Origin of the sequence: Corallococcus llansteffanensis (assembly GCF_003612055.1) — a bacterium.
Classification (GTDB): domain Bacteria; phylum Myxococcota; class Myxococcia; order Myxococcales; family Myxococcaceae; genus Corallococcus; species Corallococcus llansteffanensis.
Genome location: NZ_RAWB01000345.1, coordinates 1 through 10,798, shown reverse-complemented (window position 1 = coordinate 10,798; position 10,798 = coordinate 1). Strand labels below are relative to the sequence as shown.

Genomic DNA, 10,798 nt, shown 5'->3' with positions numbered 1-10,798 from the left:
CAGCGGCGCGGCGGGACGGGCGCCTGTCCTGGCGCGGGCCGGGGCGGGACGCGCGCGGGGCACGGGCGCGGCGGGACGCGCGCGCGGCGGCGGCGCGACCCCGGTGCTCTCTTCATCCTCGGGTTCGCCCTCGTCCTCGGCGCCCGCGAGGAAGGATTTGTCGATGATGTAGTCGCATTCGGGGCAGATGGCGGTGTCGTCCGCGACCTTGCTCTTGCAGCCTGGGCAGTTCAGGGCCGGTGCTCCGGGAGGGGTGAACAGCCCTCCATCTTTCCGGCCCGCGTGCGCGCCTGTCAAACCCGTTCAACGCCATAACCCCTGGATTTTCGCGGGGAATTGACCTACCCCTTTGGGGCATGGCCCGTCTGCCCGCCGCCGTGTCCACTGGCCTCCTCCTGTTGACCGCGTGCGTGCGCGCGGTGCCGCCGTCCGAGCCGGGTGGGAATCCGGACCCGACCGCCGAGCGCGTCCTGGAGCGCATCGCGGACTGGGAGGACCGCCGCTCGCTGGGAGGGGGCGAGCTCGTGCGGCTCGCCACGGTGTCCCCGGACGCCACGGTGCGAAGGCGTGCCTTGAGGGCGCTCGGGCGCATCCAGGACGTGACGACGCTGGACGCGGTGCAGGCCGGGCTGGCGGCTTCCGACGCGTCCGTGCGTGACGAGGCGGCCTTCGCGGTGGGCGAGCTGGCGCTGTCGTGGGAGCCCCTGCCGGACGAAGCCCGGACGGCACTGACCGGGGCGCTGGCACGGGCCGAGGCCTCGGAAGCCGACCCGGCCGTGAGGACCACGCTGCTGGAGTCCCTGGGCAAGCTGGCCACGCCCGGCGCGGTGGAGGTCCTGACGGCCCGCCTGTCCCCACCCGACAGCCCCTGGGCCGCGCCCGCGGCGAAGGCCCTGGGCGTGGCGGCGCGCAAGGCCGGCGCGGCGTCGGTGGCCGCCGTTCCGCTGGCGGCGATGGTGGCGCTGACGGAGCCCGCGCGTCCCCAGGCGGTGCGCTACGGCGGGGCCTACCTGCTGGCGACGGCGAAGCGCCCTGAGGCCGTGGCCGCGCTGCGCGGCTGCACGGGCGACTCGGATCCGGACGTGCGCGCCCTCTGCGCGAAGGGGCTGGGAGACGTGGGTGGTCCCACCGACGCGCCCGCGCTGGCGCCGTTGCTCGCGGACGGCACGCCCCGGGTGGCGGCGGAGGCGGCGCGGGCTTTGGCGAAGCACGTGGCGAAGTGCCAGCCCGCGGAAGGGCCCACCGGGTGCGCACCGCTGGGCGCACTGGCCGCGCTCGGTCCCCGGGTGACGCAGGTGGCGGCGGGGAACGCGGCGTGGGCGCATCCACTGCTCGCGGTGGCGCAGCAGGGACTTCCCGTGAGCGGCAGGCCACTGCTGATCAACCTCCGGCGCTCGATGGCGGAGGCCGACCGGGGCGCCACGTCCGACGAGGCGCGCGCGGATCTCGCGTGGCTGGACTGCCGGTTCGCGGCGACACTGGACCGGCAGTCCGGGGAGCCGAGGGAGGTGCATGCGTGCGGCTTCGGCCGCGTGTCGGTCCCCCGGCGACTGGCCCTGGGCCTGCGCGAGGTGGCGCAGTTCACGCAAGGCGCCTCCGCTCCCTCAACACCGGGGGGAGCCACTCCCCGGGGGCCCGGCGCGGCCTTCGCGGTGCCGCTGCTGGGACACGCAAGCCCGCTGGTGCGCGGCGCTGCGCTGGAAGTCGTGGCGGAGCGTCCGGTGCCAGAGGCCCTGGCGCCGGTGCGCGCGCTCATCGCGGGAGACGACGCGGTGGTGGCGGGGCTCGCCGCGTCCGCCGCGGGCAAGCTGCACGACGCTGAAGCGCTGCCCGCCGTGGAGGCGCTGGCTGCGCGGGTGCCCCGAGAGCCGGACCTCGCGGAGGCGGTGGCGGGCGCGCTCGTCGCGTTGCAGGGCAGGGCGGCCGAGCCCCGGCTGCGCGAATGGCTGGGCCACCCGTACGCCAACGTGCGCCGGGTCGCGGCGGAGGCCCTCACGTCGCTGACAGGCGCTCCGGTGCGCTCGGCCCGCGTGGAGCTGCCCGCGGGCACCTACCGTCCGCCGGCCGCGCCGCCGGGCACGACGCTCACGCTGCGCACGCGCAAGGGGGACATCACCGTCCTGCTGGAGCGCGACGCGCCGCTCACGGGCGGCAACCTGGTGGCGCTCGCGAAGCAGGGCTACTTCCGGGGCGTCACCTTCCACCGCGTGGTGCCGGACTTCGTCGCCCAGGGCGGCGATCCGCGCGGGGACGGGGAGGGGGGACCGGGGCACTCCATCCGCTGCGAGATGACGCGCCGGCCGTACACGCGCGGCGTCGTGGGGATGGCGCTGTCGGGCAAGGACACCGGCGGCAGCCAGTTCTTCTTCACCCATTCACCGCAGCCGCACCTGGACGGCCGCTACACGGTGTTCGGCGCGGTCATCGCCGGCATGGACACCGTGGATGCGCTGCTGGAGGGCACGGTCATCGACGACGTCGTCGTCGGCACCCACGCCCCATAGGGCCCGGTCGTCCGGCGGGCTCAGGCCCCGCTGGCGCGCGCGGGCTCCGCCTCGCCCTGGGCGTTGAGCTTCCCGCCGTTCCAGCGGCGGCTCTCCGCCTCCTCCATCACCTCCACCTCGCGGCGGATGCGGGCCCACTCCGTCTCCGGCAGGCGCAGGAACGCGTCCGCGAGCGCCGGGTCGAACTGCGTGCCCGCGCAGCGGCGGATCTCGTCGCGCGCCACGCTCATCGGACGGCCCTTGCGGTAGGGGCGGTCGGACGTGATGGCGTCCAGCGTGTCCACGAGACAGAAGATGCGCGCGCCCACGACGATCTCCTCGCCCTTGAGCCCCAGCGGATAGCCCTTGCCGTCCCAGCGCTCCTGGTGCTGCAGGACGATGAGCGCCGCCTCGTGCAGGTAGGGCATCTTCGCCAGCATCCGGTAGCCGAACTCCGGGTGCTGCTTCATCTCCACCCACTCGTCCGGCGTCAGCGGTCCGGGCTTGAGCAGGATGGAGTCACGCACGCCAATCTTCCCGATGTCGTGCAGGAGCGCGCCCTGTTCCACCACGTCCAGCGCGGGCCCCGTGAGGCCGATCTCCTGCGCCAGCCGCCGCGCGTACAGCGACACGCGCCGCGAGTGCCACTGCGTCTCCGTGTCCCGGTAGTCCAGCGCGCTGATGAGCCCGTCCAGCAGCCCCGCGGTGCGCTCGATGACCCGGCGCTCCAGGTCCTGGTTTACCTCCAGCAGCTCCTCGTTCTTGTCCGCGACCTCGCGCGTCAGCCGCTCGTTGGCCTCCACCAGGCGGCGGTGCTCGAAGGCCTGGCGCACGCTGCTCATCAGCTCGCTCATCGCCCACGGCTTGCCCAGCAGGCGGAACACCTCGCCCCGGTTCACCGCCTCCGACGCGACCTTGAAGTCCGCCGCCGCGGTCAACATCAGCCGCACCGCCCGTGGATTCTTCTCCCGCAGCGCTGACAGCAGCTCGATGCCGTTGAGGTACGGCATCATGAAGTCCGTCAGCACCACGTCGAAGCCCTGCTCACGGGCCGCCAGCACCGGGTCGCTGTGCGTCACGACCTTGTAGCCTTCTGACTGGAGGATGCGGGACAGCGCGGAGAGGATCAGCACGTCGTCGTCCACCACGAGGATCCGGTCCATGGATGCGTACTCTCCGAGCGAGCGGGGCTGCGGTTTCCCAAAATCTTATAGCGGATCCAAGAACGACCAGACAGGCCCCCCCAAGCTTTCCAGTGCCGCTAAACAGCCGGAATCCTTGAAGATTCACTGAAACCCGTGCTCGCCGGACTCCACGTCACGCTTGCCTGCTTGCGGAAGCGTGTTCTATGGTGCGGACCTACCCGCCGTAAGTGCTTGTAACCCCTTGGAATTCGGGAGCAATTTCCGATGGCTAGAGCCCCTGATGGGCCGGTGCCGGTCGTGGTGATGGGGCTGGGGTTCATCGGGCAGGAGATTGCCAGGGCGGCCCTGTCGTCCCCCGAGGTGGAACTCATCGGCGCGGTGGATCCGCAGCCGTCCCTCGTCGGACGTCCCCTGGGGGACGTGCTGGGGCAGGCGGGCCCGCGCTTCAAGATATCGGAATCACTGGAGCGCGCGGTGGGACGCCGCAAGGGCGTGGTGGTGCTGCACGCCACGAGCTCGCGGCTCGCGCAGGTGATGGATCAGCTCATGGAGGCGCTGAAGCTGGGCCTGCCGGTGGCGAGCACCTGCGAGGAGCTGGCGTTCCCGTACCTCAAGTACCCGGAGCTGGCGGAGAAGCTGGAGCGCGCGGCGCAGAAGGCGGGCGTCGCCATCGTGGGCACGGGCGTGAACCCGGGCTTCGTGCTGGACAGGCTGGTGGCCACGGCGGGCCAGGTGTGCGGTCCGGTGCGCAAGGCGACGGTGAGCCGGGTGGTGGATGCCCGCACGCGGCGTGAGGCCCTGCAGCGCAAGGTGGGCGCGGGGCTGACGGAGGAGGAGTTCTTCGACCTGGTGGACCGCGAGGAGCTGGGCCACGTGGGCCTGGTGGAGTCCGCGGCGCTGGCGGCGCTGGGCCTGGGCCTGGACTGCGACGACTTCGAGGAGGAGGTCGCGCCGGTATTCGCCGAGGAGGACATCACCGGCGGTGCATTTGTGGTGAAGAAAGGCCGCGTCGCGGGCATGTTCCAGTCCGTGGTGGGTTTGGAGGAGGGTCAGGAGCGGGTGCGCCTGGAGCTGACCATCGCGGTGGGGGCGGAAGATCCAAGGGATCGCATCGAAATCGACGCGGATCCCAGGCTGGTGCTGGAAATCCCGGGGGGAGTGGCGGGCGACCGGGCCACCGCGAATGCGCTGGTGAATGCCGCGCCACGATTGACGGCCGCGGAGGCCGGGCTCCTGACGGTGCTCGAGCTTCCGGCAGGCCGCTGAAGGTTCATCAGGAGAGGGACATGCTGGACAAGAATGCGATTGGCCGCGCCTCGCCGCCGACGCTCAACGAGGTGGAGAAGGGCGCCATCCGGCGCTTCGCCGAGGCGATTGGCGACTACAATCCCATCTATTACGACGAGGAGTACGCCCGCGCGTCGGGCTACCCCACCATCGTCGCGCCGCCCACGTTTCCCGCGTCGTTCCATTCCGCGGCGGACCTGCGGGAGCTGTTGGGGGTGGGCATCAAGAGCCTGCTGCACGCCGAACAGGGCTTCGACTACGAGCGCCCCATCTTCGCGGGGGATCGCATCTACGTGTCCACCCGCGTGTCGGACGTCTTCGAGCGGCCGGGCATGTCCGGGAAGATGGACATCGCGGTCATCGAGGACGAAGGCCGTGACGAGGAGGGCAACCTCGTCTTCCGCGCCCGCCGCACCCTCGTGGTGCGCGCCGCCAAGGAGACCGTTTGATGCCCGCGCGCAAGCTCTACTTTGAATCCATCCGCGTCGGTGACGAGCTGCCGGCGCTCGCCAAGGCCCCCGTGGACCGCGTGCAGCTGTCGCGCTACGCGGGCGCCTCCGGCGACTACAACCCCGTGCACGTGGACGAGCTGTACGCCAAGAGCGTGGGCATGCCGTCCGTCTACGCCCCGGGCATGCTCGTCATGGGCATGCTCGGCCAGCTCATCAGCGACTGGGCGCGCGGCGGCCAGCTGCGGCGCTACAACGTCCGCTTCATCAAGATGGTGTGGCCGGGTGACACCGTGGTCTGCAAGGGCCGCGTGAGCGACCGCCACGGCTCCGGCGGCCGGTACTTCGTGGAGATCGACCTCTGGGCGGAGAACCAGAAGGGCGAGCTCGTCATGAAGGGCGGCTCGCAGATCCAGCTCTTCTTCTCCCTGGAGGACGAGAACCGCCAGCGCTCCGGCCAGTCCCCCATCGTCGTGGAGGTCCCCCGCGAGAGCCTCGTCGTCCCGGCCCCCGCCTCGGCGTCCTCGGAGGCCGCCAGCAGCGCGCCCACCGCGCCCGAGGAGGAGGACGAGGGGACGGACGAGCCCCGGAACGGCGCCTCGTCCAAGAAGACCGCCCCCCGGGAGAAGCCCGCCGCCAAGACGGCCTCCCTCCCGGCGGCCAAGAAGGCCAAGAAGTAGCCGTTCGAAGCCCAGGTCCCGCGTTCGAGAAGGGCGGCTTCGACCGCTGCTCAACGCGGGGTGTCATTCAGGGTTGACTCAAAAATCAGCCGACGCCACACTTCCTGCGTCAGATGGGCCGCTGACCCCTTCCCGCCAAACGGGCGGGGGCCGCGAGCCCCCACGCAGGAGTGGCCATGTCCGCCGGCATCAACACCTACAAGACCGACCTTCGAGAGATCTTCTTCACGCTGTTCGAGCAGTTCGGCTTCGGCCAGGTGGCGGGACAGGCGCCCTACGACGCCTGGGGTCCGGACGAGGCGAAGGCGGTGCTGACGGAGACCTACCGCTTCGCGCGCGAGGTGCTGGGGCCCCTCAACGCGTCGGGTGATCGCGAGGGCTGTCGGGTGGAGAACGGCGCCGTCTTCACGCCCAAGGGCTTCAAGGACGCGTGGCAGAAGCTCTACGAGCAGGGCTTCAAGACGGTGGCGGTGAGCCCGGACCACGGCGGCCAGGGCGCGCCAATGATGCTCCAGGTGACGGTGGAGGAGATCCTCTCCGGCGCCAACACGGCCTTCAACATGTACCCGGGCCTGGCGTTCGGCGCGGCGGAGGTCGTCGCCGAGTGCGGCACGCCCGCGCAGCAGAAGCAGTTCGTGGAGCGCATGCTCAACGGGACGTGGGGCGGCACCATGTGCCTCACCGAGCCGCACGCCGGCTCCGACGTGGGCGCGGCCAAGTCCACCGCGCGCCGCAACGCGGACGGCACGTACAGCATCCGGGGCACGAAGATCTTCATCTCCGGCGGCGACCACGACATGGCCGGCAACATCATCCACCTGGTGCTCGCGCGGGTGGACGGCGCGCCGGCCGGCACCAAGGGCCTGTCGCTGTTCATCGTCCCCAAGCTGCGCATCAACGCGGATGGCTCCTCGGGCGGCTCCAACGACGTCACCGTGGCGTCCATCGAGCACAAGATGGGCATCAACGGCTCCGCCACCTGTGTCCTCAACTTCGGTGAGAACGACGCGTGTCTGGGCGAGCTCGTCGGCACCGTCGAGCACGTGGGCATGAGCCAGATGTTCAAGATGATGAACGGCGCGCGCATCGCCGTGGGCATCCAGGGCGTGAGCCTCGCGTCGGCCGCGTACTACAACGCGGTGGACTACGCGAAGGACCGCAAGCAGGGCTCCCACTTCACCAAGTGGAAGGACCCGTCCGCGCCGCGCGCCCCCATCATCGAGCACCCGGACGTCCGCCGCATGCTGCTGGACATCAAGGCGCACGTGGAGGGCATCCGCTCGCTCATCATCAAGCTGGCCATGCACCTGGACAAGGCGAAGCAGCTGGCCGGCAAGGACGACGACGCGGCCAGCTACCACAGGGGCCAGGTGGAGGTGCTGACGCCGCTGGTGAAGTCCTACGGCTCCGACCAGGCCTTCCGCCTGTGCGCGCAGGCCATCCAGGTGTACGGCGGCGCCGGCTACATCCAGGACTACCCGGTGGAGCAGTACACGCGCGACTCGAAGATCTTCTCCATCTACGAGGGCACCAACCACATCCAGGCCATGGACCTGGTGGGCCGCAAGATGGGCCAGGCGGGCGGCGCGCACTTCCAGCAGTTCATGGGCGACGTGGGCAGCTTCGTGGAAGCCCACCGTGAGCACCCGGTGCTGGGCGAGGCCGTGAAGACGCTGGCCGGCGCGCAGGAGGGCCTGATGTCCAGCGCGATGGCGCTGTTCGGCTGGTCGCAGGACCAGGGCCGCTTCCCGCTCATCCCGCTGTCCGCCAACCGCTTCCTCAACATGATGTCCGAGGTCGCCGTGGGCTGGCTGCTCCTGGACGCGGCCGTCATCGCGGAGAAGGCGTCCGCCTCCGTGAGCGCGGACCACCCGGACAAGGCCTTCTACGAGGGCAAGAAGTTCAGCGCGCTCTGGTACGCGCGCAACGTGCTGCCCAACGTGGAGTACGCCGCGCGCCTCATCGCCGCCGAGGACACGTCGCCCATGGACATCACCGACGCGGCGTTCGCGTCCGTCTAGTCAGGCCGCGCTGCTGAAGCTTCCCGAGGGCCCTCCGGCAGCCGTGCCGGGGGGCCTTCGTCGTTCGGGCTTCAGTTGCCTTCGCGCACGCCGATGGCGAGCTGGGCGAGGCCCGCCTTCTTCGCCATCTCCATCACCTGCACCACGGTGCCGTGGGAGACACCTTCGTCCGCCTGCACGATGACCACGGTGTCGGGGTTCTGGGCCTTCGCGGTGTCGAAGGCCTGCTTCAGCTCCGCCTCCGCGACGACGTTGCCCGCGAGCACGAAGCGGCCGTCCGCCAGCACCGCCACGGACATGTCCGTGGTGCGCGCGGTGACGTCCGCGGCGCCTCCCTTGGGGAGGTTCACCTTGAGGCCCGCCTTGGCGCCTCCGCCCGGGCCCTGCTGGGTGATGACGGAGCTGGTCACCATGAAGATGATGAGCAGCACCAGCATCACGTCCGTCAGCGGCGTGATGTTGATCTCCGCGAAGCCGCCGTCCGCGCCTTCATCGTCGGAGGAGCCCGGCGTCTTTCCCATGGCCATGGTGGGCGTCTCTCCTTCGTTACGACGAGGCGGGCTGCGGATCCGGGCGCGGCGCGGGCGGGGTGGTGGGCTCGCGCGAGGCGGGCAGCTCCGACAGCGGGGCCCCGGTGGCGCGCTCCTTGAGCAGCTCCACGAACTCGTCGCCCAAGAGGCGCAGCTCCACGAGCACCCGCGACAGCCGGGCCTGGAAGTAGTTGTAGAAGACCATCGCCTGCACGGCGACGAGGATGCCCACGGCGGTGGCCACGAGCGCCTCGGAGATGCCCGTCATCACGGCCGCGGAGCCGCCGGTGCCGCCGGCCTCCACGTCCACGCCCAGGTCCTTGAAAGACCGCATGATGCCGGCCACGGTGCCGAAGAGGCCCACGAAGGGCGTCGTCGAACCGATGGTGGCGAGCAGCCACAGGTTGCGCCGCAGCTTGAGGCCCACCTGGGCGCGCTCGCGCTCCACGGCGGACTCGATGCCATTGCCGCCCGTGGTGCGGCTGCGCTCCCAGCGGTCGAAGCCGGCGAGGAAGATGTCGGCGGCCACCGCGTCGGAGCGCTCGGCGGCGGTGCGGGCGGCGGCGACGTCCCCGCGCAAGAGGTGCTTGTGGACGATCTCCCCCAGGCCTCGGGAGCGCTCGCTTACCCCCCAGAGGGTGATCAGCCGTTCGATGGCGACCCCCAGGGCCACCACGGAGGCGCCCAGGAGGAGGGCGAGGGTGACGCCGCCCAGGCGAAGGTAATGAAGTAGATCGTTCAGGCTCATGTTTGATGACCGGGCTGGGAGCCCTGGCTCACACTAGGACATATGAACCGCGCAGCCGCCGCAATCTTCCTGGCCCTCCTCTGTTCTGCCTGCCCCAAACGCCTCGAGTTCGGTCCGGAGGGCCGCATCGAGGACGCCCCGACGCTCTACCAGCACGTGCGCGAGCGGCAGGCGCAGGTGGTGAACCTGGAGGGCGACGCCAAGCTGCGCGTGGACTCCCCCCAGGGCAGCGGCACCTTGGGCACCTTCCTCTCCATCACCCGGCCGGGCCTCCTCCACCTGGAGACGTACGACTTCTTCAACCGGCCGGTCGCCTCGCTCGTCTCCGACGGCGCCCGCTTCGGCGTCTACCAGTCGCAGGGCAACACGTACTTCCAGGGGCCCTCCAGCCCGGAGAACGTGTCCCGCTTCCTGCCCATCGTCCTGCCGAGCGAGGAGTTGGTGGCCGTCATGCTGGGCCAGGTACCCCTCCTGCCGCCGGAGAGCATGACCCTGACGCTGGACGAGAAGGAGCGCGTGTACGTGCTGACGCTCGTGCGGGGCGCCGCGAAACAGATACTCCGCGTGGACCCCCGGCACCTGCGCGTGGTGAAGAGCGAGGTCCGGGGGGTGCCCGGCTACGACCTGGCGTTCGAGGACTTCAAGCAGCGCGGCGAGCTGCTCTTCCCCGGCAAGGTCATCCTCACGGCCGCCCAGGCGGACACGAAGCTGGAGCTGCGCTACACGGAGATCACCCTCAACGGCCGGCCGGACCTGACGCTCTACGAACTGACGCCCCCCGAGGGGGCGAAGGTGGTGGAGGTGGACGCGCAGGGGCGGGAGGTGACAGGAGGAGGGCCGGTGTCCCCGCCGCCCCCGGCGCCGGGTTCCTGACCTTCCAGGCGTCGAAAGGCAGCGCCCCGGCCCAAGTCGGGTACACTGACGCGCACGACATGGCACAGATCAAGCTTGGAGAGCTGCTGATCAAGGCGAACGTCCTGCAGGAGAGCCAGCTCAAGGCGGCGCTCGCCGAGCAGGCGAAGTGGGGCGGGAAGCTGGGCGAGATCCTCGTCCGGATGAACCTCGTCTCCGAGGACATCCTCGTGCGCGCCTTGTCGAAGCAGCTGGGCATGCCGGCGGTGAACCTGGACGCCGTGCAGATGGTCCCCCCGCACGTGAAGGCCAAGATTCCGTCGCAGACGGCGCGCGACTTCTCCGTCGTGCCGCTGCAGCTGCGCGACGACGGCAAGACGCTGGTGGTGGCCATGTCGGATCCGCTCAACGTGCGGGTGCTCGACGAGCTGCGGGCCCTGTCCAAGTGCCGCATCGTGGCGAACGTGGCGGGGCGCACGTCGGTGGCCCGGGCGTTCGCGCGCCTCTACGAGGAGTCCGCGGAGCTGGAGGACGCGGACACCAACTTCAAGGTGGTGGACGCCCAGGGGCGCACCGTCGTGAAGAACCTCAAGGACCTGGAGC

10 protein-coding genes and 1 pseudogene are annotated in these 10,798 nt (G+C 70.7%); 7 read left to right on the top strand and 4 right to left on the bottom strand.

The features are described from left to right. A pseudogene (locus D7V93_RS46185) lies at positions 1-297 on the bottom strand (hypothetical protein); the annotation flags it as partial. Between the two features lie 59 nt (positions 298-356). Here D7V93_RS46185 and D7V93_RS27470 point away from each other — a divergent pair. Continuing rightward, the gene (locus tag D7V93_RS27470) at positions 357-2,504 is read left to right on the top strand and encodes a peptidylprolyl isomerase (RefSeq protein WP_120646215.1); all 2,148 of its coding nucleotides are present in this window, start codon (positions 357-359) and stop codon (positions 2,502-2,504) included. A 20-nt stretch (positions 2,505-2,524) separates the two neighbouring features. On the opposite strand, the gene D7V93_RS27465 is transcribed toward D7V93_RS27470, so the two are convergent. Further along, a complete protein-coding gene (locus tag D7V93_RS27465) occupies positions 2,525-3,646 on the bottom strand; it encodes an HD domain-containing phosphohydrolase (protein WP_120646214.1) in 1,122 nt (373 codons plus the stop codon). Between the two features lie 246 nt (positions 3,647-3,892). On the opposite strand from D7V93_RS27465, the gene D7V93_RS27460 reads away from it, so the two are divergent. The 4 genes from D7V93_RS27460 (at position 3,893) to D7V93_RS27445 (ending at position 8,065) form a co-directional block, all read left to right on the top strand. Then, a complete protein-coding gene (locus D7V93_RS27460) occupies positions 3,893-4,894 on the top strand; it encodes an NAD(P)H-dependent amine dehydrogenase family protein (RefSeq protein ID WP_120646213.1) in 1,002 nt (333 codons plus the stop codon). Between the two features lie 20 nt (positions 4,895-4,914). Then, the gene (locus tag D7V93_RS27455) at positions 4,915-5,364 is read left to right on the top strand and encodes a MaoC family dehydratase N-terminal domain-containing protein (RefSeq protein ID WP_120615095.1); all 450 of its coding nucleotides are present in this window, start codon (positions 4,915-4,917) and stop codon (positions 5,362-5,364) included. Next, positions 5,364-6,044 carry a MaoC family dehydratase gene (locus tag D7V93_RS27450; protein ID WP_120646212.1) on the top strand — a complete coding sequence of 227 codons (681 nt, stop codon included), beginning with the start codon at positions 5,364-5,366 and terminating at the stop codon, positions 6,042-6,044. Before D7V93_RS27455 ends, D7V93_RS27450 begins: the two co-directional genes overlap by 1 nt. Positions 6,045-6,220: 176 nt before the next feature. After that, a complete protein-coding gene (locus tag D7V93_RS27445; protein ID WP_120646211.1) occupies positions 6,221-8,065 on the top strand; it encodes an acyl-CoA dehydrogenase family protein in 1,845 nt (614 codons plus the stop codon). A gap of 71 nt (positions 8,066-8,136) precedes the next feature. On the opposite strand, the gene D7V93_RS27440 is transcribed toward D7V93_RS27445, so the two are convergent. Both D7V93_RS27440 and D7V93_RS27435 read right to left on the bottom strand, forming a co-directional pair. Then, positions 8,137-8,592 carry an ExbD/TolR family protein gene (locus tag D7V93_RS27440; protein ID WP_120646210.1) on the bottom strand — a complete coding sequence of 152 codons (456 nt, stop codon included), beginning with the start codon at positions 8,590-8,592 and terminating at the stop codon, positions 8,137-8,139. Between the two features lie 19 nt (positions 8,593-8,611). Next, the gene (locus D7V93_RS27435; RefSeq protein ID WP_120646209.1) at positions 8,612-9,343 is read right to left on the bottom strand and encodes a MotA/TolQ/ExbB proton channel family protein; all 732 of its coding nucleotides are present in this window, start codon (positions 9,341-9,343) and stop codon (positions 8,612-8,614) included. A gap of 42 nt (positions 9,344-9,385) precedes the next feature. Here D7V93_RS27435 and D7V93_RS27430 point away from each other — a divergent pair, with 42 nt between their 5' ends. Together D7V93_RS27430 and D7V93_RS27425 are read left to right on the top strand one after the other, a co-directional pair. Further along, the gene (locus tag D7V93_RS27430) at positions 9,386-10,216 is read left to right on the top strand and encodes a DUF4292 domain-containing protein (RefSeq protein WP_120646208.1); all 831 of its coding nucleotides are present in this window, start codon (positions 9,386-9,388) and stop codon (positions 10,214-10,216) included. A gap of 59 nt (positions 10,217-10,275) precedes the next feature. Next, positions 10,276-10,798, top strand: a 523-nt coding sequence (locus D7V93_RS27425; RefSeq protein ID WP_120646207.1) for a cyclic di-GMP-binding domain-containing protein, MshE-related, incomplete at its 3' end; no start/stop codon positions are given.